The organism is Nocardia sp. NPDC059691, assembly GCF_042733915.1.
Classification (GTDB): domain Bacteria; phylum Actinomycetota; class Actinomycetes; order Mycobacteriales; family Mycobacteriaceae; genus Nocardia; species Nocardia sichangensis.
The window spans coordinates 12,478-37,122 of record NZ_JBHWFB010000027.1 but is presented as its reverse complement, the minus strand read 5'-3'; the positions used below and the strand labels follow the sequence as shown (position 1 = coordinate 37,122).

Annotated in this window: 21 protein-coding genes, 2 rRNA genes and 1 pseudogene; 22 read left to right on the top strand and 2 right to left on the bottom strand. The window is 69.1% G+C overall.

Going from position 1 to position 24,645, the window contains the following annotated elements; genetic code table 11:
- From ACFV2O_RS36440 to recN, 8 genes and pseudogenes are all read left to right on the top strand, one after another.
- Positions 1–200 (top strand): 23S ribosomal RNA (locus ACFV2O_RS36440); the annotation flags it as partial.
- A 130-nt stretch (positions 201–330) separates the two neighbouring features.
- Positions 331–447: ribosomal RNA gene (gene rrf, locus ACFV2O_RS36435) — 5S ribosomal RNA — on the top strand.
- Between the two features lie 662 nt (positions 448–1,109).
- Positions 1,110–2,174: pseudogene (locus tag ACFV2O_RS36430) on the top strand (tetratricopeptide repeat protein); the annotation flags it as partial.
- 847 nt (positions 2,175–3,021) lie between these two features.
- Positions 3,022–3,912: an HAD-IIA family hydrolase gene (locus ACFV2O_RS36425; protein ID WP_379256301.1), complete on the top strand. Its 891-nt coding sequence runs from the start codon at positions 3,022–3,024 to the stop codon at positions 3,910–3,912.
- 13 nt (positions 3,913–3,925) lie between these two features.
- Positions 3,926–4,228 carry a hypothetical protein gene (locus tag ACFV2O_RS36420; RefSeq protein ID WP_379256299.1) on the top strand — a complete coding sequence of 101 codons (303 nt, stop codon included), beginning with the start codon at positions 3,926–3,928 and terminating at the stop codon, positions 4,226–4,228.
- 1 nt (position 4,229) lies between these two features.
- A complete protein-coding gene (locus ACFV2O_RS36415) occupies positions 4,230–5,051 on the top strand; it encodes a TlyA family RNA methyltransferase (RefSeq protein WP_356969795.1) in 822 nt (273 codons plus the stop codon).
- Entirely contained in the window at positions 5,048–6,007 is a 960-nt protein-coding gene (locus ACFV2O_RS36410) for an NAD kinase (RefSeq protein WP_355080722.1), read from the top strand. The genes ACFV2O_RS36415 and ACFV2O_RS36410 overlap by 4 nt, the downstream gene beginning before the upstream one ends.
- Entirely contained in the window at positions 5,985–7,769 is a 1,785-nt protein-coding gene (gene recN, locus ACFV2O_RS36405; RefSeq protein ID WP_379256297.1) for a DNA repair protein RecN, read from the top strand. The genes ACFV2O_RS36410 and recN overlap by 23 nt, the downstream gene beginning before the upstream one ends.
- A 9-nt stretch (positions 7,770–7,778) precedes the next feature.
- Here recN and ACFV2O_RS36400 read toward each other — a convergent pair whose 3' ends face one another.
- Positions 7,779–8,198, bottom strand: a complete 420-nt coding sequence (locus ACFV2O_RS36400; RefSeq protein WP_379256295.1) for an SRPBCC family protein — start codon at positions 8,196–8,198, stop codon at positions 7,779–7,781.
- A gap of 445 nt (positions 8,199–8,643) precedes the next feature.
- On the opposite strand from ACFV2O_RS36400, the gene ACFV2O_RS36395 reads away from it, so the two are divergent.
- From ACFV2O_RS36395 to ACFV2O_RS36330, 14 genes are all read left to right on the top strand, one after another.
- A complete protein-coding gene (locus ACFV2O_RS36395; RefSeq protein WP_379256294.1) occupies positions 8,644–9,081 on the top strand; it encodes a hypothetical protein in 438 nt (145 codons plus the stop codon).
- Between the two features lie 397 nt (positions 9,082–9,478).
- Positions 9,479–10,693 carry a putative cytokinetic ring protein SteA gene (gene steA / locus ACFV2O_RS36390; protein ID WP_355080727.1) on the top strand — a complete coding sequence of 405 codons (1,215 nt, stop codon included), beginning with the start codon at positions 9,479–9,481 and terminating at the stop codon, positions 10,691–10,693.
- An 8-nt stretch (positions 10,694–10,701) separates the two neighbouring features.
- The gene (locus tag ACFV2O_RS36385) at positions 10,702–11,646 is read left to right on the top strand and encodes a copper transporter (RefSeq protein ID WP_379256293.1); all 945 of its coding nucleotides are present in this window, start codon (positions 10,702–10,704) and stop codon (positions 11,644–11,646) included.
- Between the two features lie 223 nt (positions 11,647–11,869).
- Entirely contained in the window at positions 11,870–13,591 is a 1,722-nt protein-coding gene (locus ACFV2O_RS36380; protein WP_355080731.1) for a CTP synthase, read from the top strand.
- A gap of 4 nt (positions 13,592–13,595) precedes the next feature.
- A complete protein-coding gene (locus tag ACFV2O_RS36375) occupies positions 13,596–14,255 on the top strand; it encodes an NUDIX hydrolase (RefSeq protein ID WP_355080733.1) in 660 nt (219 codons plus the stop codon).
- Between the two features lie 6 nt (positions 14,256–14,261).
- Positions 14,262–15,206 (top strand): site-specific tyrosine recombinase XerD, encoded by a 945-nt coding sequence (gene xerD / locus ACFV2O_RS36370; RefSeq protein WP_355080735.1) that lies wholly within the window; start codon positions 14,262–14,264, stop codon positions 15,204–15,206.
- Positions 15,207–15,344: 138 nt separating this feature from the next.
- The gene (locus ACFV2O_RS36365; RefSeq protein WP_355080736.1) at positions 15,345–15,809 is read left to right on the top strand and encodes a cupin domain-containing protein; all 465 of its coding nucleotides are present in this window, start codon (positions 15,345–15,347) and stop codon (positions 15,807–15,809) included.
- Between the two features lie 190 nt (positions 15,810–15,999).
- Positions 16,000–16,944: a ParA family protein gene (locus tag ACFV2O_RS36360; RefSeq protein WP_379256306.1), complete on the top strand. Its 945-nt coding sequence runs from the start codon at positions 16,000–16,002 to the stop codon at positions 16,942–16,944.
- 395 nt (positions 16,945–17,339) lie between these two features.
- Positions 17,340–18,299 (top strand): segregation and condensation protein A, encoded by a 960-nt coding sequence (locus tag ACFV2O_RS36355; protein ID WP_379256291.1) that lies wholly within the window; start codon positions 17,340–17,342, stop codon positions 18,297–18,299.
- Positions 18,300–18,354: 55 nt separating this feature from the next.
- Positions 18,355–19,011, top strand: coding sequence for an SMC-Scp complex subunit ScpB (scpB, locus tag ACFV2O_RS36350; RefSeq protein WP_379256290.1), 657 nt, complete (start codon positions 18,355–18,357; stop codon positions 19,009–19,011).
- A 9-nt stretch (positions 19,012–19,020) separates the two neighbouring features.
- A complete protein-coding gene (locus ACFV2O_RS36345; RefSeq protein WP_379256288.1) occupies positions 19,021–20,094 on the top strand; it encodes a pseudouridine synthase in 1,074 nt (357 codons plus the stop codon).
- A gap of 65 nt (positions 20,095–20,159) precedes the next feature.
- Positions 20,160–20,837: a (d)CMP kinase gene (gene cmk, locus ACFV2O_RS36340; RefSeq protein ID WP_379256305.1), complete on the top strand. Its 678-nt coding sequence runs from the start codon at positions 20,160–20,162 to the stop codon at positions 20,835–20,837.
- Positions 20,834–22,252 carry a ribosome biogenesis GTPase Der gene (gene der, locus ACFV2O_RS36335; RefSeq protein ID WP_355080744.1) on the top strand — a complete coding sequence of 473 codons (1,419 nt, stop codon included), beginning with the start codon at positions 20,834–20,836 and terminating at the stop codon, positions 22,250–22,252. The genes cmk and der overlap by 4 nt, the downstream gene beginning before the upstream one ends.
- A gap of 177 nt (positions 22,253–22,429) precedes the next feature.
- Positions 22,430–23,188 carry an acyl-[acyl-carrier-protein] thioesterase gene (locus ACFV2O_RS36330; RefSeq protein ID WP_379256286.1) on the top strand — a complete coding sequence of 253 codons (759 nt, stop codon included), beginning with the start codon at positions 22,430–22,432 and terminating at the stop codon, positions 23,186–23,188.
- On the opposite strand, the gene ACFV2O_RS36325 is transcribed toward ACFV2O_RS36330, so the two are convergent.
- The gene (locus tag ACFV2O_RS36325) at positions 23,185–24,633 is read right to left on the bottom strand and encodes a mannitol dehydrogenase family protein (protein ID WP_379256303.1); all 1,449 of its coding nucleotides are present in this window, start codon (positions 24,631–24,633) and stop codon (positions 23,185–23,187) included. The genes ACFV2O_RS36330 and ACFV2O_RS36325 overlap by 4 nt on opposite strands.
- Positions 24,634–24,645: the final 12 nt, after the last annotated feature.

The window sequence follows — 24,645 nt, the reverse complement described above, 5'->3', positions numbered from 1 at the left end:
GCCAAGGGCACTGCTGGTTGGCTACGTTCGGAAGGGATAACCGCTGAAAGCATCTAAGCGGGAAGCCTGTTCCAAGATGAGGTTTCTCACCACCTTCGAGTGGTTAAGGCCCCCCACAGACCATGGGGTTGATAGGCCGGAACTGGAAGCACGGTAACGTGTGGAGGTGACCGGTACTAATCGGCCGAGGACTTACCAACAAAGGTTGCTACGCGTCCACTGTGCGGTATCTGAAACAACACACAGATACCCCCGAAAACACTCTGTCCCTTGTGGTGGAGTCCCATATCCTTCGGGTGTGGGTTGGGGGTGTGGATAGTTTCATAGAGTTACGGCGGCCATAGCGGTGGGGAAACGCCCGGTCCCATTCCGAACCCGGAAGCTAAGCCTGCCAGCGCCGATGGTACTGCACTCGACAGGGTGTGGGAGAGTAGGACACCGCCGGAACATCCTTTCACGATAGGGGACCCAGACTCTGGGTCCCCTATCGTCGTTTGAGCACCTGATGGAGCTTCGGCGAAGCCGCCGTGCCCGCGCCCCACCGTTGGTACGTGATTGAATCTGTGGGCAATATCGACTTTTCGAAACAGAAAGGGAGCACCGTGCCGGAACAAAACGACGATCGGAAGCCCTTCCGGCGCGGCGCTCCCGATTCCGGGTCCGGCCGGCGAGGCGACAGCCAGGACGCGGGCCGCCGCGGTGGGGGATTCAACCGTCGAGGTGACTCCGGGGAACGCGGCGGTTACGGCCGCCGCGGTGATTCGGGCGGTTACGGTGCACGAGAGGGTTCGTCCGACCGGGGCGGGTTCCAGCGCCGAGACAATTCCGGCGGGTCCGATCGTCGCCGGGACAGCGGTGGTTACGACAAGCGCGGCGGCGAGCGCGGTGGATTCGGCCGCCGGGATTCCGGCGACCGGCCCGGTGACACCGGTGGTTTTCGTCGCGGTGGTGACGCGCCCAGGCGCGGGAGTTTCCAGCGCCGGGACGAGCCCACGGGCCGTGGCGCCGCCGGTCGAGGCGGTCCGGGCGACCGCGGTGGTTCCAAGCGGTACGAGGATTCCGGTGAGCGCGGTGGCTTCAAACGCCGGAGTGATTCCGAAGAGCGGCGCGATGAATCGCGGGGTGGCTTCCGCCCCGGCGGCGATTCGGGAAGTCGCGGCGGGTTCCGTCGTGGTGATTCCCCGCGCGGTGGATCCGACCGTCGCCGTGACGATTTCGGCGATCGAGGTGATGCCCGCCGCGGCGAAACGGGCGAGCGGGGTGCGTTCAAGCGGCGTGGCGACTTCGAGGATCGCGGCGACGCCGGACGGCGTGGGGAGTCCGGTTTCCAGCGCCGTGACGACGATCGCCGTCGCCAGGGACCGGACCGGGAAGGTCGGCGCGACGTGGGCCGCGAGACATCGGCACCGCGTGGTGAGGCGCCGCAGGAACGCCGCAGGGGCGGCGAAGGCGCTCGCGTCGGCGGAGGCCGTTCGCTCGACCGCCGCCCGCCGCGGCCGGAGGAACCCGATCTGCCGGAAGAGGTGCAAGCGACCGATCTCGACTCCGCCGTGCGGCGGGATCTGCTCAGCTTGGACAAAGGCAATGCGGAGACGGTCGCCCGGCACCTGGTGATGGCGGTGCGGCTGCTCGATGACGATCCAGGGCTCGCTCTCGCGCATGCCAGGGCTGCACGGCAGCGTGCCGGGCGGATCGCGGTCGTGCGCGAGACCGCGGGAGTGGTGGCCTACCACGCCGGTGAATGGGCGGAGGCCTTGTCGGAGTTGCGTACCGCGCGCCGGATGTCCGGTGGCTCGGGGCTGCTCGCGGTCATGGCCGACTGCGAGCGCGGCCTGGGGCGTCCCGAGCGCGCGATCGAGCTCGGTCGCAGTGACGAGGCGCGCGCCCTGCGCGGAGACGATGCCGCCGAACTGCGCATCGTCGTGGCAGGCGCGCGCATGGACCTGGGCCAGTACGACCAGGCCGTCGTGACCCTGCAGACCTCTGATCTGGACCCGTCTCGGACGGGCTCGGCCGCGGCCCGCCTCTTCTACGCCTACGCCGACGCCCTGGTCGCCGCCGGCCGAACCGACGAGGGTCTCACCTGGTTCCTGAACGCCGCCTCCGCAGACTTGGACGCGGAGACGGACGCCGAAGAACGCGCCGCCGAACTTACGGGCGACACCGACATCTGAACCTGCGATCGCAGCCGCGGAGGCGGGCTACCCTCGACGGCCCGTCATGGCGGAGTTGCCGAGCATACAGGCTCATCTCGTGGATTACGGGCGACCCGAGGCGCTGCGGTGTACGGAAGCTGTGTTGCCCATGCTGTGCCGGTCCCGCGAGGTCGTCGCCGTGACTGGGCCCGCGGAGATGGGTGGGCCTCCGCGGTCCGTCGTGGCGGATCGGGTGCGGCGCGGTCTCGACCGGAGAACCGGCAGGCTCATCTCGTGGATTACGGGCGACCCGAGGCGCTGCGGTGTACGGAAGCTGCGTTGTCCATGCTGTGCCGGTCCCGCGAGATCGTCGCCGGGACTCGGCCCGGTCGAGGCGGATCGTGGGCCGTTCGAATGTGCCCCCCTGTCGGACGCGGCGACCGTTCCGGCGACGAGCAGCGCGAACGCCCCCTTCTTCGACTTTTCCCGGCCGCCTCTGGTCGCCGGGCCGCGACAACCCGCTCCCCCTGCCGCGATCGTCACCGGAAGAACACTGCGCATGCGGACCTCAATCGTTTCGGGGTGTGCAGCCTGTCGGCATCGCGCTGAGGCGATTTCGACTGCATGACCTCACCCCCGTGTCCGGGTCGCTCCCGGTGATACCGAGTCCGGAGCGAATTGCCCGGCGGACGCGGGCGTATCGAGGACGAGGCCGCTGGTCGGAAACCGCCGTCGGGGTATGTGATCCGACGTCACGGGAGTGGCTGACGCCACGTCTTTCCGGTCCGCTCGCTGGCGTAGTGTCGGTGTCTCGGACTCGGCGGACGGCGGGTCCGGCGGTGATGCGTCGGCACGGCGCCGATCGGTGACACGGAGTGAGAGTGGTGTGAAGCGACTACGAGAGCGCTACCGAGCCCTGCTGCTGGATCTGGACGGCACGTTGTATCGCGGTCACGCGGTGATCGAAGGGGCGCCGGAAGCGCTGGCGGCGGACGGGCAGGCGGACCAGCGGCTGGTGTACGTCACCAACAACGCCAGCCGCGGACCGCAGGTGGTGGCCGCGCATCTGTCCGAACTCGGGTTTCCCGCATCCACCGACGACGTGGTGACCAGCGCCCAGGCAGCGGCGCGGCTGTTGGCCGAGCGGCTCGACCCGGGTGCGCACGTGCTGGTGGTCGGCACCGACGACCTGGCCGCCGAGGTGGACGGCGTCGGACTTCGGCCGATCCGGCGCTTCGACGGGGCCGCGCCCGCCGCTGTGGTGCAAGGACATTCACCCCACACTTCTTGGCCGGACCTCGCCGAAGCCGCCTACGCCCTGCGCGCGGACGCACTGTGGATCGCGGCCAACACCGACCGGACCCTGCCGAACGAACGCGGCCTCGCGCCCGGTAACGGTGCGATGGTCGCGGCGTTGCGCGCCGCCTCCGATCGGGAGCCGATCGTCGCGGGCAAACCGTATGCGCCGCTGCTGGAGGACGCGCTCGTCCGGGCCGGTTCCCGCTCCGCTCTGGTGGTGGGCGACCGCCTCGACACCGATATCGAGGGCGCCAACCGTGTCGGCCTGGACTCGTTGCTTGTGCTCACCGGTGTCAGCACGCTGGACGAACTCCGGAAAGCCCCGGACGGGCAGATCCCGACATATGTCGCCGACTCGCTCGACGCCCTCAACCACGCGGTCGTTGCCGCCGAGCCGGAAGCCGATCTCGGTGAGATGCTTCAGCGCAACCCGGGGCGAGCTGTGACGGTCCGCGCGTCCGATTCGGAAATCCGATAGCGTTGACGCCACGATGACTACTCCAACGCCTCGTCCGCACGGCCCCGGTACGGGCGCCGGTGCACCGGGTCCCCGCCCAGGGGCCCCACTGCCCGGTCAGCACCTGCCGGGTGCGCAAGGGCGCCCGGAGCCTGCCGACCCGGATCGAATCCGCGGCGAGGTCGACAGCCTGCTCGCCGAACTCGACTACCCCGGCCGAAGCGGAGTCGCGACCGACAGCGCCGAAGCCGGAGTCGACATCACCCGTCGCGCTCGCATCCTGGAGCAGGCACATGACGTGCTGGTACAGGCCTTGGCCACGGTGGACAAGATCTGAGGTGGCCAGGCGCGCGCGGGTGGACGCGGAACTGGTTCGCCGCGGGTTGGCGAGATCGCGAGAACACGCGGTCGAGCTGATCGGCGCGGGCCGCGTCCTGATAGCTGGAACGGTCGCGGTGAAGCCGGCGACCGCCGTCGAGACGGGCACCCCGCTGGTGGTCCGCGACGAGCCCGACGAGGTGTCGTGGGCCTCGCGCGGTGCGCACAAACTGCTCGGGGCGCTGGAGCGGTTCGAGCAGGACGGGTTGTCCGTAGCGGGTAAGCGCTGTCTGGACGCGGGCGCCTCGACCGGCGGTTTCACCGACGTGCTGCTGGCACGGGAAGCGCGGGAGGTCCTCGCGGTCGACGTCGGCTACGGCCAGCTGGTCTGGCGCCTGCGCAACGACGAGCGGGTCCGGGTGTTCGATCGGACCAACGTGCGCAACCTGACGCCCGAAACCATCGGCGGCACGGTCGAAATGGTGGTGGGCGACCTGTCGTTCATCTCGCTGAGCCTGGTGCTGCCCGCGCTGGCCGCGTGCGCCGCGCCGGGCGCCGACCTGCTGCCCATGGTGAAACCGCAGTTCGAAGTCGGCAAGGAGCGGGTCGGTTCGGGCGGTGTGGTGCGTGATCCCGCGTTGCGCGCCGAGGCGGTGCGCACGGTGGCGGCCGCGGCCGCGGAACTGGGCATGCGTACCGCCGGTGTCGTGGCGAGCCCGCTGCCGGGCCCGTCCGGCAATGTCGAATACTTCTTGTGGTTGCGTAACGACGGGCCGTTCGAATACGACGGTGAGCAGGTCGCCGCGCTGGTCGAGCGTGCGGTTGAGGAGGGTCCACAGTGAACGCGCTGGCCGAGCCCTGCGGCCGGGAGATCTTGCTGGTGTCGCATCCCGGTCGCGCGGAGATCATCGAAACCGCCCACCGGGTGGCGAAGATCTTCGCCGACGCGGGCATCTGCCTGCGTGTACTCGCCGACGAAGCGGACAGCACGCGGTTCGAGTCCGAGCCGGGCGGTTTTCCGGTGCGCGTGGTCGAGCACAGCGCGGAGGCGGCGGTCGGCTGCGAGATGGTGCTCGTGCTCGGCGGCGACGGTACGTTCCTGCGTGCCGCCGAGTTGGCGCGCCCGGCCGGGGTGCCGGTGCTCGGGATCAATCTCGGCCGCATCGGTTTTCTCACCGAAGCCGAGGCCGAGCACTTGGACGAGGCGCTCGCGCAGGTGGTCCGGCGTGATTACACGATCGAGCACCGAATGACCATCGACGTCACCGTGCGGATCGAGGACGAGGTCGTCGACAGCGGATGGGCGCTGAACGAGGCGAGCATCGAGAACGCTTCGCGCATGGGAGTTCTGGAAGTGGTGCTGGAAGTCGACGGGCGCCCGGTCTCGTCGTTCGGCTGTGACGGCATCCTCATCTCCACACCGACCGGGTCGACCGCCTACGCCTTCTCCGCGGGCGGCCCGGTGGTGTGGCCGGAACTCGAAGCGTTGCTGGTGATTCCGAGCAATGCCCATGCCCTGTTCGCGCGACCGCTGGTGACCAGCCCGGATTCCCGGATCGCGGTCGAGTCCGTGGCGACCGGACACGATGCGATAGTTTTCCTGGACGGCAGGCGCACGCTCGCACTGCCCAGCGGTGGACGGGTCGAAGCGGTTCGCGGCGCTCGACCGGTGCGCTGGGTGCGGCTGGACTCCGCACCGTTCGCCGACCGGATGGTGCGCAAGTTCCAATTGCCCGTGACAGGCTGGCGTGGCCGACGGCGAACGGAGAGCACAAGTGCTGACAGAGATCAGGATTGACGGGCTTGGCGTCATTTCCACGGCGACCGCGCAGTTCCACGCGGGACTGACCTGCCTGACCGGCGAGACCGGCGCGGGCAAGACGATGGTGGTGACCAGCCTGCATCTGCTCAGCGGTGCGCGCGCGGACGCGGGCCGGGTCCGGCTCGGCGCGTCCCGTGCCGTGGTCGAGGGCCGGTTCACCATCGACGATGTCAACGACGCCGCCCGCGCGGAGGTCGCGCAGGTACTGGAGGCGGCCGCGGCCGAGCAGGACGACGACGGCAGCGTCATCGCGATCCGCACGGTCGGCAGCGACGGTCGCTCGCGTGCGCATCTCGGTGGCCGCGGCGTCCCGGCCTCGGTGCTGGCCGATTTCACCGCCCCCCTGCTGACCGTGCACGGGCAGAACGATCAGCTGCGTTTGCAGCGCCCCGACCAGCAGTTGTCCGCACTGGACCGGTTCGCGGGCGACGCGGTGGGTGCGCTGCTGCGGAAATACCAGGTGCTGCGCCGATCGTGGCTCGACGCAAGAACCGAACTGCTCGAACGGACCGCTCGCAGCCGGGAACTGGCGCTCGAGGCCGAGCGACTCGAGCACTCGTTGAACGAAATCGACGCCATCGCGCCGGAACCCGGCGAAGACGCGCGCATCGTCGACGAGGTGCGCAGGCTCAGCGATCTGGACTCGCTGCGGGAGGCGGCGGCCACCGCGCACGGCGCGCTGGCCGGGCCTGCCGACGCGCCCGAGGACGGTTCCGGCGCGCTGGAGGCGCTCGGCGCCGCGCGCGCCCGCATCGAAGCCGCCGACGATCCGGCGCTGGTCGCGCTCGCGCCGCGCCTGGCCGACGCCATCGCCGTGGTGGTCGACGTGACCACCGAGCTGAGCGGGTATCTCTCGGATCTGCCTTCGGATCCGGGTGCGCTGGATTCGCTGCTCACCCGCCAGGCGGAATTGAAGACGCTGACCCGGAAGTACGCGCCGGACATCGATGGCGTACTGGCTTGGGCGCAGGAGGCGCGCACCCGGCTCGGCTCGCTGGACGTTTCCGAGGAGGCGCTGGCCAAGCTGGCCGCCGAGGTGGACACCGCCGCGGAACGGGTGCGGGAGGCGGCGAAGAAGTTGAGCGCCGCGCGGACCAAGGCGGCGGGCAAGCTCGCGACCGCGGTGAGTGCCGAGCTGGGTGGTCTCGCCATGGGCAAGGCGCGTCTGGAGGTCGAGGTGCGGCCGATGCTCGCGGGCGCGCAGGACTCGGCGCCGCTCACTGTCGACGGCAAGGAATTGCACGCGGGGTCCACAGGCGTCGATGAGGCCGAGTTCCGGCTGGCCGCGCATTCGGGCGCGCAGTCGTTGCCGTTGAGCAAGAGCGCGTCCGGCGGTGAGCTGTCCCGGGTGATGCTGGCGCTGGAGGTGGTGCTCGCTGGGTCCGAGCATGGAGCGACGATGGTGTTCGACGAGGTCGACGCGGGCGTCGGCGGGCGAGCCGCGGTGGAGATCGGCCGCAGGCTGGCCCGGCTGGCGCGTACCCACCAGGTGATCGTGGTGACCCATCTGCCGCAGGTGGCGGCGTTCGCCGACACCCACCTGGTGGTCGACAAATCCGACGACGGCAAGGGCACTGTCAACAGTGGCGTCCGTGCGCTCACCAACGACGAGCGGGTGGTGGAGCTGGCGCGCATGCTGGCCGGTCTCGACGACACCGAGACCGGCCGGGCACACGCGGAGGAACTGCTGGCGACGGCGCGCGCCGAGAAAGCGGGCGCCGAGGTGGCCACGCGCTGAGCGCGCGGGTCAGCGCACCGCTTTCTGCGCGCCTTTGATGAACTGGCCGATCAGGTTCTTCAAACCGAACTCGAGCACCTTGGCCGGCACCGGAAGCGACGGATCGGACTCCATCGTGTAGGAGACGAGAGTGCCGTTGTCGGCGTCGGCGAAGGTGACGATGCCGACGTGCCGCTTCACCGGCGCGCCCTTGACGATCTTGTACTCCATTCGCTCACCTGGCACGAGCTTGGTGATCTCCTCCGTGACACCGACCGGGCCGAGGCCGATCAGGTGTTGCGCGCCGACGCCCTCCCGCTCGGTCAGGCCGGGTTTGACCAGCTTGACCTGCACCGGAATGTAGGGGCTTATGCTCTCGCGGTCGGCGAAGAGCCGGTACACGACCTCACGCGGGGCGGCGATGACGGCGTCGACGGTGGTGCTGGCCATGAATTCTCCTCTTCCAGTTACGTGTGACGGGCAGCATATAGGTACAGCGGGCGCGGCTCGGTGATCGTGTCGTCCGCATCACAATCGGCGGCGAGCCGTTCGGGTGGCCGGTGTTCCGCGCCGCTGCCGCCGGGGGCGCGAAGTGTCCGAGTCGATGCGCTGTGACGACGGGCGTCGAGCGCATAACCGGTCAGATCTACTGGTGAGGTCCGTGAAATGTCTAGTCACGGATGCGGATCTTGGTTGCCGAACCCGAGGGTGGCCCCGGAGCGATGGGTAGTCCGCTGCGATCAGAGGGTTGTGTATCAAGGATTTTCGCGTCTGGTGTAGATGTCGAGCGAATCCGTGTCCGTAATGTCCGTTTAGTAATCTACTATTGAAGTCAGTAAGTGAACGGCGGGTGAATTCCGCTGAATATGGGAAGCGCCGAGGCAAAGGGGCCATCATGCGCAGTGTTCTTACGGTGACGATCGCGACGGGGGAACCGGGTCGTCGCGGCTCGGCGACCGGAGGTGGCCGGGAAAGGCCGAAGAAGGGCGCATTCGCCCTGCTCGTCGCCGGTCTCGCCGCCGGAACGGTCGCCGCGGCGGGCGGCGCTGCCGCGGAGTCCTTGTCGCGCTCCGATCACTCAGGGCGTTCGGGTTCGCACGGCGACTCGACGGGGTGGCACAAGATCGATCCGTTCGGATACCGACACTCCGACCCGAATCCGCTGCGACAGAACGAGCATCAGCATGCCCTGCGTGAGTATCACCGGCAGAACATGCCGCGACCCGACGAAAGTGGTGCGAGCGACGGCTCCGGCGAAACGGCCTGGTCCCGCACACAACGCCCGGACGGCAGTGGCTGGACTGTGTGCCGTCCGCAGGCGAAGTGGTGCTGACCGGTGATCGAGGCGCGAACTCCGCCGCAGCGATGGGCGCGGTGAGTCCTCGCGTGCTGTCGACGTCGCTCCGCACCAGATCGCTTCCAGTGATGAGTAGCGAGCTATTCGCTATGTATTGAAAGCGCACTGTGTCGCGCAATCAGTGTGACTCGAAGCGGGATTCGCAACTCGATTGCTGATTGGGGTCGCTTGTGGGGATTACCTGCTGACCTGCCTTCGGTAGTTTGTGGGTAATTCGCCGCCTTGCTGCACAAATGCAGGGATCGCTCGGTGAGCCGAGTGAAGGCAGTGCGGTCGGCTGAGGAATTGCCAGTGCATAGCGTGATACCGAATGGGGCTGCGTGAGACGGCGCGCCTCCACCAATGGTTGAGGGTTTGCGGTCATCATCGCTGCATGAAGATGCCGGCGCTGTTGTCGAGAAACACCGAAACGCTTCCTGGTCTGATCGGGACGGCCCGGGTGGATCGCGACACCCGGCGGCTGCTCGGCCGGGTCGGGCCGGGCGACATCGTCGTCCTCGACGAGATGGACCTCGATCGGATGACCGCCGACCGGCTGGTCGAGGCACGCGTCGGCGCGGTGATCAATACCTCGCCGTCCATCTCCGGCCGTTACCCCAACCTGGGCCCCGAGGCGCTCGTGTCCCACGGGATCCTGCTGCTGGACACGGTGAGTTCGGATGCGTTCAAGCGGATCAAAGACGGTGTCAAGGTCCGCGTCGACGGTGGCGTGGTCTACGCCGATCGGCTGATCAAGAAGGAACCCGAGGTGCTCGTCGAGGGCATCGAGCTCACCGGGCCTGCCATCGCGGAGCGGATGATCGAGGCGCGCAACGGTCTGGCCGATCACCTCGAGGCCTTCGCGGGCAACACCATCGAGTTCATCCGGACCGAGAGCGCGCTGCTCATCGACGGGTTCGGCGTCCCGGAACTGGATCTGGTGATGAAGCAACGGCACGTGGTGGTCGTCGCCGACGGACCGGACCACGCGGAGGATCTACAACGGCTCAAGCCGTTCATCAAGGAATACGCCCCCATCCTGATCGGGGTGGGGCGCGGCGCGGACACCCTGCGCAGGCGTGGATACCGGCCCGACGTCATCGTGGGCGATCCGGAGGAGATCACCACCGCGACGATGAAGTGCGGCGCCGAGGTGATCCTGCCCGCCGACACCGATGGCCACGCCAAGGGCCTCGAACGCATCCAGGACCTCGGCATCGGCGCGACGACCTTCCCGTCTTCCGGTTCGCCCGCCGATCTTGCGCTGCTGCTGGCCGAGCATCACGAAGCCGCGCTGATCGTCACCGCGGGAGCGCCCGCCTCGCTCGACGACTTCTTCGACCGGGGCCGCCGCGACAGCAATCCGGCCACCTTCCTGACTCGGCTCAAGGTGGGCACGAAGCTGATGGACGCCAAGGCGGTGGCCACCTTGTACCGCAACCGCGTGTCCGGAGTCGCCGTCGCGCTGGTGGTGCTCGCCGCGCTGGTCGCGGTGATCGTCGTGTTGCTGGCGTCCAACAGCGGTGGCGACGTCCTGGACTGGGGTGTGGACAACTGGAACCGCTTCGCGCGGTGGGCGCAGGGGCAAGTCGGAGCTCGAGAATTCTGAGGAGAACGATGATTTCGATGCGCCAGCACGCCATCTCGATCGTCGCGATCTTTCTCGCGCTCGCGATCGGTGTGGTGCTCGGATCCCAGACGCTCGCGGCGGATCTGCTGTCGGGCTTGCGGGCGGACAAGGCCGACCTGCGGCAGCAGGTCGACGCACTGACCGAGCGGAACCGCCTGCTCGATGAGCAGACCTCGGCCGCCGACCGGTTCATCGCCGGTTCGTCGGGCCGCATTCTCGGCGGTGCGCTGGCCGACCGCAGTGTCGTCGTGTTCACGACCCCGGACGCCGATCCCGGGGACGTCGACGCGGTGACCAGAGCGCTCGCGGCCGCGGGCGCGGGCGTCACGGGACGGATCGCGCTCACCGAGGCGTTCGCCGACGGCAGCGAAGGCGATCGGATGCGCACGGCCGTCACGAACGTCATCCCGGCCGGGGCGCAGCTGCGTACCGGCGCGGTGGACCAGGGCAGCATGGCCGGTGATCTGCTCGGCCTGGTACTGCTGCTCGATCCGGCCAACGGGCAAACCCGGAGCACCCCGGAGGAACTCGGGCTGGTGCTGGAGACCCTGCGCGGCGGCGGCTTCCTCGCCTACGGCGACACGCCGGTGCGACCCGCGCAGCTCGCGGTCGTGATCACCGGCGATGGCGCCGCCGCGGCCCGGGACGGCGTCGGCTCGAATACCGCGCGCTTCGCGGGCGCTCTGCGCGGCCGGGGTGCGGGAGTGGTGCTCGCCGGTCGCGCGGGCGCCGCCGACGGGCAGGGGCCGATCGCCGTGGTCCGCTCCGACGCGGCGCTCGCGGCGCAGGTGAGCACCGTCGACAATGTCGAGCGCGAGCTCGGCCGGGTCACGACCGCGCTCGCGCTCACCGAACAGCTCAACGGGGGCGCCGGACGATACGGCACCGGCGCCAAGGCCGCCTCGCTCACACTGGCCGTCGTGCCTGGCTGACCAGCCGGAAGACTGCCGTCGGGCAACTGGAGGATGCGCGCGCCGGGACCGGATCGATCGCTATCACGGGCGTCGCGGCACCCGCTTCCTCCGCACGTCGGCGACCGCGACGAGACGCGCCCCACAGTCCGGCCGCGCGGGCTCTGATCGATGTCCCGCGATCGGCGGGCAAACGCGCGTGGCATTCGAACGGACGGGCGGATTCGTGTTACCGTGAAGACCCGTGGGTCAAACACGGATTCAGGCGCGAACGGACACGAAGCACATCTTCGTCAGCGGTGGTGTCGCCTCCTCATTGGGTAAAGGTCTTACCGCCTCCAGCCTCGGTCAGCTGCTGACGGCGCGTGGGCTGCGCGTCACGATGCAGAAACTCGACCCGTATCTGAACGTCGATCCCGGCACGATGAACCCCTTCCAGCACGGCGAGGTGTTCGTGACGGAGGACGGCGCGGAGACCGACCTGGACGTCGGCCACTACGAGCGCTTCCTCGACCGGGACCTGTCCCGCGACGCGAACGTGACCACCGGGCAAATCTATTCGTCGGTCATCGCCAAGGAGCGCCGCGGCGAGTATCTCGGCGACACGGTGCAGGTGATCCCGCACATCACCGACGAGATCAAGAGCCGGATCCTCGCGATGCGCGGCCCGGATCTGCAGGGCCAGACGCCGGACGTGGTGATCACCGAGATCGGCGGCACCGTCGGCGACATCGAGTCGCAGCCGTTCCTGGAGGCCGCCCGCCAGATCCGCCACGACGTCGGCCGGGACAACGTCTTCTTCCTGCACGTCTCGCTGGTGCCCTACCTGGCGCCCTCCGGGGAGCTGAAGACCAAGCCGACCCAGCACTCGGTGGCGGCGCTGCGCAATATCGGCATCCAGCCCGACGCGCTGATCCTGCGCTGCGACCGTGAGGTCCCGCAAGGGCTGAAGAGCAAGATCGCGCTGATGTGCGACGTCGAGGTCGACGCCTGCATCTCCACGCCGGACGCGCGGTCGATCTACGACATCCCGCGGGTGCTGCACCGGGAGGGCCTGGACGCCTACGTGGTGCGCAGGCTGGGCCTGCCGTTCCGCGACGTGGACTGGACGGTATGGGGCGACCTGCTCGACCGGGTGCACGCGCCGCGCGAGACGGTCGAGGTCGCGCTGGTCGGTAAGTACGTCGATCTGCCCGACGCGTACCTCTCGGTCACCGAGGCGCTGCGCGCGGGCGGGTTCGCCTCGCGGGCCAAGGTGAACATCCGCTGGGTGCCCTCCGACGAGTGCGAGACTCCCGCGGGCGCGCAGCACGCGCTGCGCGACGTGGACGCCGTGCTGATTCCCGGCGGCTTCGGCATCCGCGGCATCGAGGGCAAGGTCGGCGCGATCCACTACGCGCGTACCCGCGGCATTCCGCTGCTCGGCTTGTGTCTCGGATTGCAGTGCGTCGTGATCGAGGCGGCGCGCACGGTGGGGCTGGCGGAGGCCAACTCGGCCGAATTCGAACCGGACACGCCGCACCCCGTCATCTCCACCATGGCCGACCAGGAGCAGGCCGTGGCAGGTGAGGCCGACCTGGGGGGCACCATGCGGCTCGGCGCCTACCCGGCGACCCTGGAGAAGGGCTCGGTCGTCGCCCAGGCCTACGGCAGCGAGCACGTCTCCGAGCGTCATCGCCACCGTTACGAGGTGAACAACGCCTATCGCGACAAGGTCGCCGAGAGCGGCTTGAAGTTCAGCGGCACCTCGCCGGACGGGCACCTGGTCGAGTTCGTCGAGCTGCCCGCCGACGTGCATCCGTTCTTCGTCGCCACGCAGGCGCACCCTGAATTGAAGAGCCGGCCGACCCGCCCGCATCCGCTGTTCGCGGCGCTCATCTCGGCGGCGCTGAAATACAAAGCGGCCGAACGCCTTCCGGTGGACATTCCGGGCGAAGAACTGGCGGGTGCGGCGGAACAGGCATAGTGGCATGACCAACGGGGGCGCTGCCGAGCCGGGCAGCCACGACTTCGAGATCGAATCCAGCAGAACCGTCTACAGCGGCGCGATCCTCGCGTTGCGGCTCGACCAGGTGCGGATGCCGGGTGGCCGGGTCGTCGAGCGCGAGGTGATCGAGCACCACGGCGCCGTCGCGGTCGCCGCGATCGACGACGACGGCAACGTGGTGCTGATCAACCAGTACCGTCATCCGATCGGCAGGCGGCTGCTCGAACTGCCCGCCGGTTTGCTCGACGTGCCCGGGGAGGACCCGCTGCTCGCGGCGCGTCGTGAGCTGGCCGAGGAGACCGGGCTGGCCGCCCGGGAATGGGCGGTCCTGGTGGACGTGGCGCTCTCGCCCGGGTTCACCGACGAAGCGTTGCGGATCTACCTGGCTCGCGGGTTGTACGAAACCGATCGTCCGGAACCGGAATTCGAGGAGGCGGACCTGGAAGTGGTCCGCATGCCGGTCGACGCGGCGGTCCGCGCGGCGTTGAGCGGGGAGATCGTCAACGCCACCGCGGTCGCCGGCGTGCTCGCGCTGGCGGCCGCGCGGGCGGACGGCATCGAACCGCGGCCGCCGGACGCGCCATGGGACGGGCAGCCGACGAATTTCCTCCGCCGCAAGGCGGCCCAGAAGTCCGAAGACTGACCGGAGGTGCTCGGTCGCGAGCTCGACACCTATCTCGACCACCTCACCGTCGAGCGCGGCGTCGCGCCCAACACCCTGAACGCCTACCGGCGTGATCTCGGTCGGTATCTGGACTTCCTGACCGGGCGCGGCATCGGCTCGCTCGACCGGGTCGACGAGTCCGACGTCGCGGAGTTCACCATGGCGCTGCGCTCGGGCGGTCCCGGCCACCCGCCGCTGGCGGCGAGTTCGGTGGCCCGCGCGCTGATCGCGGTGCGCGGCTGGCATCGCTTCGCCGCCGCGGAGGGTTTGACCGACACCGATGTGGCGCACGCGGTGAAGCCGCCCGCGCCGGGGCGCAGGTTGCCCAAGGCGCTGCCCTACGACCAGGTGCTGAAACTGCTGGAGGCGGCGGGCGGCGGGCAAGGCGATCCCGCTGCGGGCGTAGACGGCGGACCACGCGGCCTGCGTGACCGAGCGCTGCTGGAATTGCTGTATTCCACCGGCGCCAGGATCTCGGAAACGGTCGGGCTGGACGTCGATGATCTCGACATCGAGGAACGGGCGGTCGTCCTGCGCGGCAAGGGCGGGAAACAGCGTCTTGTGCCGATCGGGCGGCCCGCGCTCGCCGCCGTGGACGCGTATCTGGTGCGGGGAAGGCCCGTGCTCGCCGCACGCGGAAAAGCCAACGCGGGAGCCCTGTTCCTGAACGTACGCGGCGCCCGGCTGTCCCGGCAGAGTGCCTGGCAGGTCTTGCACACCGCCGCCGAACGCGCGGGCATCGCGGCGGCGGTGTCACCGCACACCCTGCGCCATTCCTTCGCCACCCATCTGCTCGACGGCGGCGCCGATGTGCGAGTGGTGCAGGAATTGCTGGGCCACGCCTCGGTGACCACGACCCAGATCTACACCTTGGTGACGGTCAACACCCTGCGCGAGGTCTGGGCCACCGCGCATCCGCGCGCCCGGTAATCCGTTGCGCGGTCGGGAACTCCGCGTGCGCGATGTGACGGAACAAAGTGGACTGCAGTCCGGTTGTGCTGGTCCGCCGGGTGAGCGCGGTGCTGACACCGACGGCTCGGTTCCCGACCACAACGCGAGGTGAATTGCATGGCAAAGTCTTTCATCGTCCACGAGTCCGATGTCGAGGCGATTCCGCTGCCCGGCGGCGGCTCCTTCCGGCTGTTGGAGGACAGCGAGAACTCCGAAGGGCTCTTCGGCGCCAATCGGCTGACCCTGGCCGCGGGTGCGGACGGCACCCGGCCGCATCATCACACGAAGTCGACCGAGATCTTCTATGTGCTGGGCGGCACAATGGATTTTCTCGTCGACGGCGCCAGGACCGCGGTGAGCGAAGGTGGTCTGGTGGTGGTTCCGCCGGGCACGGTGCACGCCTTCGGGGCCACCGCCGAAGGGCCCGCCGAGTTTCTGGCTGTGCTCACACCCGGTATCGTCCGCTTCGAGTACTTCCGGCAACTCGGCCGGATCGCACGCGGGGAGGCGGACTGGGACAGCATGAACGAGTTGCACGACCGGTTCGACGTTCATTTCGATGGCGGACCGCAATGGCGCTGACCAGCGCGGCACGAACACGCCGCGCGCAGGCGCGGCACTCGAGTGCCGTCAAGCGGTAGCGTCTATCGAGAGCTGGACCGCACGAAAGCGAGGTCGGCACCGATCGGCCTCGCTACGCTCGGCGAGGCAACCGGCAAGGACGTATAAGGAGCAGCGGATCGTGACGACAGCCGGCGCGGCAGAGCCGCCGATGGGTGCTGGGGCGGAGCCGCTTACGGGCTCGCGACCGGGTCCGTACTCGGACGCCGCGGCGGAAACGCTGTGGGGCCATGGAGTGGAGCCGGTCCCGGAGGACGCGACGCTCGGCCCGACCGGACGGCCGTTGCGGCTGGTGCCGGACCCGCCGCCGGTCGGCCAGCACGGTGACGCGCTGATCGTGGCCATGTGCAACCAGAAGGGCGGCGTCGGCAAGACCACCTCCACCATCAATCTCGGTGCCGCACTGGCCGAATACGGCCGTCGCGTCCTGCTCGTCGACCTGGACCCGCAGGGCGCGCTGTCGGCGGGTCTCGGCGTCGCCCACCACGATCTCGACCTGACCGTGCACAACCTGCTCATCGGTTCCAAGGTGTCGATCGACGACGTGCTGATGCAGACCAGGGTCCCGAACATGGACCTGCTGCCAAGCAATATCGACCTTTCCGCCGCCGAGATCCAGTTGGTCAACGAAGTGGGCCGGGAACAGTCGCTCGGCCGCGCGCTGGAGCCGATCCGCAACCGCTACGACTACATCCTCATCGACTGCCAGCCTTCGCTCGGTCTGCTCACGGTCAACGCCTTGGCCTGCTCGGACGGCGTGATCATCCCGATGGAATGCGAGTACTTCTCGCTGCGCGGGCTCGCGCTGCTCAACGACACCGTCGAGAAGGTGCGGGACCGGTTGAATCCGCGGTTGAGCCTGTACGGAATAGTGGTCACCATGTTCGACTCTCGACTGCTGCATTCCCGCCAGGTCATGGCGCGGGTCGTCGAGGTGTTCGGTGACCTGGTCTACGACACCGCCATCGCGCGCACCGTCCGTTTCCCGGACGCCAGCGTCGCGGGCGAGCCGATCACCACGTGGGCGCCGAAATCCAGTGGCGCCGAGGCGTATCGGTCGATGGCTCGGGAAGTCATCCACCGATCCGGCCGGTGACCGGCCACTCGGACCCTTCGTCTGCGTCCCACCACAACCCGCCCGGCCAAGGGTCTTCCGCGGCGGGATCGACACCCACGCCGGACGACCGCGCGTCCGATTCTCGTGGGCCGGACCCAGCCGGCCCTGGGCAGGGTCCCGCACTCGGCAACGCCGCCGCCGCCTTCATCGCCGCAGGCCGGGACGCTGCCCCCCGGCGCGCGAACCCGGCCGTCGTCGGAGGCGCCACGCCCCGGCCCGCACCGGAGGCGGAGGCCTCCCCGGCACGGGACAGCGCGGACGAACCGTCTCCGAAACCATCCACGCAGCCCACCGAGGATGTCGCGCGGGAGGACTCCGAGACAGTGGGCGATCGGCCCGCTGACGTGCCGGACGCACCGGGCCGTTCGTCAGACGTGCCGGATGCACGTGGCCGTCCGTCGGCTACGCCCGGCGGTTCGGACGCCTCTGGCTTTCCGCCGGACACATCGGACGCATCCGATCCCTCGCCCGGCACGCCGGAGGCGAAAGAACAGCCGACGGCCGAGCCGCACGCGTCCGGATTCCGGCTGCGCCTGAGCAACTTCGAGGGGCCGTTCGACCTGCTGCTCACCCTGATCAGTTCGCGCAAGCTGGACGTCACCGAGGTGGCGTTGCACAAGGTCACCGACGAGTTCATCGCCTACACCAAGGCGCTGACCGCGAACATGGCGCGGCAGAACACCTTGCGCGCGGACAAGATCCTGGACCAGACCACGGAATTCCTGGTCGTCGCCGCCACGTTGCTCGATCTGAAGGCGGCGCGCCTGCTGCCGTCCGGCGAGATGACCGACGCCGAGGACCTGGAACTGCTCGAGGCGCGCGACCTGCTGTTCGCCCGGCTGCTGCAGTATCGCGCGTTCAAGCAGGTCGCCGAACTGCTCGGCGAACTGGAGGCGGCCGCGCTGCGCCGCTATCCGCGCGCGGTCGGCCTGGAGGAGCGCTACGCCGGTCTGCTGCCCGAGGTTAGGCTTGGTGTCGGGGCGGCCGAGTTCGCCGCGATCGCCGCGGCGGCCTTCCGGCCCCGTCCGGTACCCAAGGTCGGGCTCGACCACTTGCACACGCACGCGATCTCGGTGGCCGAGCAGGCGGCACTGGTGCTGGAGCGGCTCAAACAGCGTGGTGCGGGTGCGTGGACATCCTTCGGCGAGCTGGTCGCCGACTGCGAGGTACCGGTGCAGATCGTCGCCCGCTTCCTGGCGCTGCTCGAGCTGTATCGCGGCAAGACGATCGAGTTCGATCAGCCCGATCCGCTCGGTCCCTTGGCGGTCAGCTGGATCGGCGACGAGGCCGCGCAACAGGTGGACACCGTGACTATCGAGGAGGACTACGGGTGAGCGAGCACAGCGCGCGTTCGCGCACGGCGGAGGCGAATTCCGGTGAGGCGCGGTCGTGAGTGAGGCAGTGGTGGAACTCACCCCCGAACCGCTCGCGGACGCCGATTTCCGTTCGGCGCTGGAGGCCATGCTGCTGGTCGTGGACGTTCCCGCGCCGGTAGACCAGCTCGCGGCCGCACTGGGCGACAGCGCCGAACGCGTCGAGCGGGCCCTGCGTGAAATGTCCGCTGAGCTGTCGGCGCGATCCAGTGGGATAGATCTGCGTTTCGTCGGTGACGGCTGGCGCTTCTATACTCGCAGCGAGTACGCGCCGTATGTGGAGCGGATGCTGCTCGACGGCTCCCGATCGAAACTGACCCGGGCGGCCTTGGAGACGCTGGCGGTGGTGGCATACCGTCAGCCGGTGACCAGGACCAGGGTCAGCGCGGTGCGTGGCGTGAACGTCGACGGGGTGATGCGCACCCTGCTGGCCAGGGGTCTGATCGCCGAGGCAGGCGTGGACCCGGAGACCAACGGGACGCTGTACCGCACCACCGAGCTGTTCCTGGAACGGATCGGACTCGCTTCGCTGAGCGATCTGCCACCCCTGGCGCCCCTGCTTCCGGGCGTCGACCTGATCGACGAGATCAACGAGAGCCTGGAGACGGACCCCCGGTACACCAGGTTGAGGAAACCCGCCGAGGCCGATTTGGACCTCGGCACCGAAGAATGACAGGACACCATGAATACGCCCGCTCGCCGAGATGGCACACCGGATCGTAGGAAACGCGGCGCACAGCCCGAACGAGGCGGCGCGAGCCGCAACTCGTGCTCACGCGACGCTCGTTCGGCCCAACGGGGTATCGCCGCCCGCGGCGCCCAGCAGGGCGGCGGGGGCCGAGCGGACCGACGCGGATCCGCTCCGGTTCCGAACCCGCAGCGGCACACGGCCGCGAGCAAGAAGAAGCCCAAGCCGCAGCGGCAGGTCGCGCCGCCGCCGCTGCTGAGCAACGCCAAGCCCGCGCGCCACCAGAACGTGGAGCCGGACTCGTCCGGCGGGCACACCAAGCTCCCGTGGGGCGAGGGGGAGCGGTTGCAGAAGGTTCTCGCCAAGGCGGGCGTGGCCTCGCGCCGGGCCGCCGAGGAGATGATCGCGCAGGGCCGCGTCGAGGTCGACGGCATGATCGTGCGCGAGCAGGGCCTGCGCATCGACCCACAGCACGCGGTGGTGCGCGTCGACGGCACGCGCGTGGTGGTGCGCGAGGAACTGGTGCACGTCGCGCTGAACAAGCCCAAGGGCTGGCAGTCCACCATGTCCGACGATCTGGGGCGCCCCTGCGTCGGTGACATCGTGGCCGAGCGTATCGCCGCGGGTCAGCGGCTGTTCCATGTCGGGCGACTCGACGCCGACACCGAGGGCCTGCTGCTGCTCACCAACGACGGCGATCTGGCGCATCGGCTGATGCACCCGTCCTTCGAGGTCTCCAAGACCTATCTGGCGACGGTGCACGGCGAGGTCAACAATCGCGCGGTCGGCAAGCGGTTGAAGGAAGGCCTGGAGCTGGAGGACGGTCCCGCCAAGGTGGACCGTTTCCAGGTGCTCGAGCTGGGGGAGGGACGTTCTCTGGTGAAGGTGGTGTTGCACGAAGGGCGCAAGCACATCGTGCGCCGCCTGCTCGACGCGGTGGGTCATCCGGTCATCCGGCTGGTCCGCACTCATATCGGCCCGGTCGCGCTGGGCGACCAACGGCCCGGCACGCTGCGCGTACTCGGCCACGATGAAATCGGCAAACTCTACGAGGCGGTGTCGTTGTGAACGGTGTGGAGATCCCGGTGCAGGCGCCGGCGCGGTTGGCCGGTACGAGCCCGCTGGTGGTCGCCATGGACGGGCCGTCGGGTACCGGGAAGTCCAGCGTGTCCCGGCGCCTGGCCACCCGGCTCGGCGCCCGGTACCTCGACACCGGCGCGATGTACCGGGTGGCGACGCTGCGCGTGCTGCGGGCGGGCATCGAACTGACCGACTCCGCGGCCATCGGCGCCGCGGTCAAGGAGCTGCCGCTGTCCATCGGCACCGATCCCAGCCGCGAGGTGATCGAGCTGGACGGCGAGGACGTGCGGTCGGAGATTCGCGGCGACGCGGTCACCAAGGCGGTTTCGGCGGTCTCCGCGGTGCCCGAGGTGCGTGAGCTGCTCGTCGCCATGCAGCGCGACATCACGGCGGCCGCGGGGCGGATCGTGGTGGAGGGACGCGACATCGGCACCGTCGTGCTGCCCGACGCCGACGCCAAGATCTACCTGACCGCGTCCGCCGAGGCGCGGGCGCACCGGCGCAATCAGCAGAACATCGCCGAGGGCAGGGGCGACGACTACGCGGGCGTGCTCGCCGACGTGCAGCGCCGCGACACCCTCGACTCGACCCGCAAGGTGTCCCCGCTGCGCCCCGCCGAGGACGCGGTACCGGTAGACACCAGCGAACTGTCCATGGATGAGGTCATCGACGAGCTGTATCGCGTTGTCGCGCAGCAGGTCTCGACGTGTGGAGCCGGAGGGGACCGATGAGTGGGGACGTACTCGCAGGCGACGGCGTCTGGAGCGACGAAGCCGACTGGGAACTCGCCGACCTGGAGGGCGAATTCGAGGACGCGGCGCACGTCGCGATGCCGACGCTGGCCGTGGTCGGCCGCCCGAACGTGGGCAAGTCGACGCTGGTGAACCGCATCCTCGGCCGCCGCGAGGCGGTCGTGGAGGACATTCCTGGCGTGACCCGCGACCGCGTGTCCTACGAGGCGAACTGGGCGGGTCGGCGGTTCCTGGTCCAGGACACCGGCGGCTGGGAGCCCGACGCGAAGGGCCTGCAGCAATCGGTGGCCCGCCAGGCCGAACTGGCCATGCACACCGCCGACGCGATCCTGCTCGTGGTCGACGCGGTGGTGGGCGCCACCGCCACCGACGAGGCGGCCGTGAAGAAGCTGCGCCGCTCCGCCGTCCCGGTGATCCTGGTCGCCAACAAGGTCGACGACCAGCGGGTGGAAGCGGAAGCGGCGGCGCTGTGGTCGCTGGGACTCGGCGAGCCGCGCATGGTCAGCGCCGCCCACGGCCGTGGCACCGGCGACTTGCTCGACGACGTGCTCGAGGTGCTTCCCGAGACTCCGCGCGAGGGAACCGGCGGCGTCGGCCCGCGTCGCGTGGCGCTGGTCGGCAAGCCGAACGTCGGCAAGTCGAGCCTGCTCAACAAGCTGGCGAACGACGAGCGCTCCGTGGTGCACGATGTCGCGGGCACCACGGTCGACCCGGTCGACTCCCTCGTCGAACTGGGCGGCAAGGTCTGGAAGTTCATCGATACCGCCGGGTTGCGCCGCAAGGTGTCCAATGCCAGCGGCACCGAGTTCTACGCCTCGCTGCGCACCAAGTCGGCGCTGGAGGCATCGGAGGTGGCGATCATGCTGGTCGACGCCTCGCAGCCGATCACAGAACAGGATCTGCGGGTGATCAGCCTGGTCGCCGATTCCGGGCGGGCATTGGTGCTGGCGTTCAACAAGTGGGACCTGGTCGACGAGGATCGTCGGCTGCAACTGGAGCGTGAGGTCGACCGCGAGCTGGTCCGGGTGCCGTGGGCGCAGCGAGTGAACATCTCCGCGCACACCGGCCGCGCGGTGCAGAAGCTGGTGCCCGCGATGGAGACCGCGCTCGAGTCCTGGGACAAGCGCATTCCGACGGGCAGGCTCAACACCTGGCTGAAGGAAGTGATCGCGGCGACCCCGCCGCCGATGCGCGGCGGCAGGCTGCCCCGCGTGCTGTTCGCCACCCAGGCGACCACCCGGCCGCCCACGTTCGTGCTGTTCACCACCGGCTTCCTGGAGGCAGGCTACCGGCGCTTCCTGGAGCGCAGGTTGCGCGAGGAGTTCGGTTTCGACGGCTCGCCGGTCCGCATCTCGGTGCGGGTGCGGGAGAAGCGGGATCGTTCGAAGAAATAGGCGACGACGGGTGCGAGGGCAACCCACCATGGCGAATGAAAGCTAATTGTTAGCGGACGAACGTATATGGTCGATAATCCGGTCGAAATGCCTGATAAAACGCGACATCTTCTCGTGTAGATGACGATATGGGCAGTGCTGCCCACAATTGTGGCAAATAGCTGGCATCATCCGGGCATGGGCATTCCCAGCGTGCTGCCGGAACCGCCGGCCGTCCTGACTCCGTTCGAGACGGGATGGCCCGTGCGCCTCGCCGACACCGATCGTGACCAGCGCCTGCGACTCGACGGTGTCGCGCGTTATCTGCAGGACGTCGGCTACGACCATCTCGAGGTCCTCGAGGACGGCGATATCCATCGCCTGTGGGTGATCCGCAGGACGGTGATCGACGCGCTCAAACCGCTCGGATTCGGTGAGTCGGCGACGTTGCGGCGATGGCCTTCGGCGACGTCGACCCGGTGGTGCACGATGCGGGTCCAGATCGGCGGCAGCGCTGGTGGGCTGGTGGAGACCGAGAGCTTCCTGATCCATTTCGGCACCGAATCGGGCGTACCCGCGCGGATGAGCGACCGGTTCCTCGCCCCCATGCTGGCCTGTACGACCGAGCACCGGCTCCGCTGGAAAGCCGAGCTCACCGATCCCATGCCCGCGGCGGGCGAGCCCGGGGTGCAGATCCGGCCCTTCCCGCTACGGGCCACCGACATAGACCTGCTCGACCATATGAACAACGCGGTCTACCTCACCGCGCTCGAAGAAGTCCTGGCCGATTACGCCGAACTGAAATCGGGTCCGCACCGTGTGGTGGTCGAGTACGGGAAACCGGTGCGATGCGGCGAGGACGTCGAGCTCGTCGCCCGACGGACCGACTCGAGCCTGGACGTGTGGTTCGCTGTCGGCGCGGACTGCCGGGCGGTCGCCCGCGTCACCCCGCGCTAACCGGCCAACTGTTCGACGGTCGCGTGCGCGCCCCTGGTGCGCAGGCTGTCCAGAGCCGCCAGATACGCGGTCACGAACCGGGGGTGGTCGATCAGGTCGCCGAACAAGGATCGCTCGCCGAGGAAAGCGGTGGGCTGCTCGCGCTGCCGCCGCGCGAGGGGGACCAGCCGGTCGCGGAGCCGGTCAACGATCTCGATCGGGTGCCCGTGCTCGTCCACGCCCTCGGCATAGCGTGCCCAGCTGGCGACGACCGCCGCCGCGCAGTCGATCGGGCCGCCGCTGCCGAGCTGCGCCCGGACAACCGGAAGCAGCCACTTCGGGATCCGGTCGGAGGATTCCGCGCACAGCCGGGCGATGGTGTCGCCGATCGCGGGATTGGCGAACCGGTCGAGCAGCGTCCGCTTGTAGTCGCCCAGGTCGACCCCGGGGACCGCGCGCAGCGTCGGCGTGGCCTCGTCGTCCATGTAGCGGGTCAGGAACCGCCGGAAGACCGGATCCTGTGCCGCTTCGTGCACCAGCCGATAGCCGCTCAGGTACGCGAAGTAGCACAGCGCCTGGTGGCTCGCGTTCAGCAACCGAAGCTTCATCAGTTCGTAGGGAGTGACGTCGGCGACGACCTGCACGCCCACCTCTTCGAAGGCCGGACGGCCGAGTCCGAACGAATCCTCCAGCACCCACTGCGCGAACGGCTCGGTGACCACCGGCCAGCGGTCGGTGAGCCCGTAGCGCCGCTCGATCTCGCCGGTCGCTCCGGGCGGGGTCACCGGGGTGATCCGGTCCACCATGGAATTCGGGAAGCGCACCTGCTCCGTCACCCAGGCTCCGAGCCCCGGATCGCGCAGCGCGGCGAACGCGCCGAACATCCGGCGCGCGACGTTCCCGTTGCCCTCGATGTTGTCGCAGGACAGCACGGTGAACGGCGCGATATCGCGGGATCGGCGGCGGGCCAGCGCCTCGGTGACGAGCCCGAAAACGGTACCGGGCGGCGCGTTCCCGGCCAGATCGGCGCGGATTCCGGGGTCTTCCGGGTCGAATTCCCCGGTAGCGGCGGCGATGTGATAGCCACCCTCGGTGATGGTGAGTGAGACGATCCGGGTCGACGCATCGGCGAGCTTCGCCACGACGGTCCCGGGATCGTCCGGTGCGTACCGGTAGTCGACCAGCGAGCCGATCGCGCGCGTGGTCCACGTGCCGTCCGGCGCGACCGTCGACAGCGTGTACAAGCCGTCCTGCGCCCGCAGCACGTCGCGCATGCGTCGATCGCCGGGCAGCACGCCGACTCCGTAGATGCCCCACTCGTCCCCGAGGCCGCGTTCGAGCAATCGGTCGACGTACATCGCCTGGTGCGCTCGATGGAAGCCGCCGACGCCGAAATGCACTATGCCGGTGGTGATCCGGGATCGGTCGTAGCTCGGTGTCGAGATCCGATCGGCGAAGTCGGGCATCGTGGCCGCCCG

What these genes read in the sequence shown, in the direction of transcription:
- ACFV2O_RS36420 (WP_379256299.1), top strand. Translation starts at nt 3,926, where the DNA reads ATGACTACTCCAACGCCTCGTCCGCACGGCCCCGGTACGGGCGCCGGT.
- ACFV2O_RS36400 (WP_379256295.1), bottom strand. Translation starts at nt 8,198, where the DNA reads ATGGCCAGCACCACCGTCGACGCCGTCATCGCCGCCCCGCGTGAGGTC.
- ACFV2O_RS36395 (WP_379256294.1), top strand. Translation starts at nt 8,644, where the DNA reads ATGCGCAGTGTTCTTACGGTGACGATCGCGACGGGGGAACCGGGTCGT.
- steA (WP_355080727.1), top strand. Translation starts at nt 9,479, where the DNA reads ATGAAGATGCCGGCGCTGTTGTCGAGAAACACCGAAACGCTTCCTGGT.
- ACFV2O_RS36385 (WP_379256293.1), top strand. Translation starts at nt 10,702, where the DNA reads ATGATTTCGATGCGCCAGCACGCCATCTCGATCGTCGCGATCTTTCTC.
- ACFV2O_RS36375 (WP_355080733.1), top strand. Translation starts at nt 13,596, where the DNA reads ATGACCAACGGGGGCGCTGCCGAGCCGGGCAGCCACGACTTCGAGATC.
- ACFV2O_RS36365 (WP_355080736.1), top strand. Translation starts at nt 15,345, where the DNA reads ATGGCAAAGTCTTTCATCGTCCACGAGTCCGATGTCGAGGCGATTCCG.
- ACFV2O_RS36360 (WP_379256306.1), top strand. Translation starts at nt 16,000, where the DNA reads ATGGGTGCTGGGGCGGAGCCGCTTACGGGCTCGCGACCGGGTCCGTAC.
- ACFV2O_RS36345 (WP_379256288.1), top strand. Translation starts at nt 19,021, where the DNA reads ATGAATACGCCCGCTCGCCGAGATGGCACACCGGATCGTAGGAAACGC.
- cmk (WP_379256305.1), top strand. Translation starts at nt 20,160, where the DNA reads ATGGACGGGCCGTCGGGTACCGGGAAGTCCAGCGTGTCCCGGCGCCTG.
- der (WP_355080744.1), top strand. Translation starts at nt 20,834, where the DNA reads ATGAGTGGGGACGTACTCGCAGGCGACGGCGTCTGGAGCGACGAAGCC.
- ACFV2O_RS36330 (WP_379256286.1), top strand. Translation starts at nt 22,430, where the DNA reads ATGGGCATTCCCAGCGTGCTGCCGGAACCGCCGGCCGTCCTGACTCCG.
- ACFV2O_RS36325 (WP_379256303.1), bottom strand. Translation starts at nt 24,633, where the DNA reads ATGCCCGACTTCGCCGATCGGATCTCGACACCGAGCTACGACCGATCC.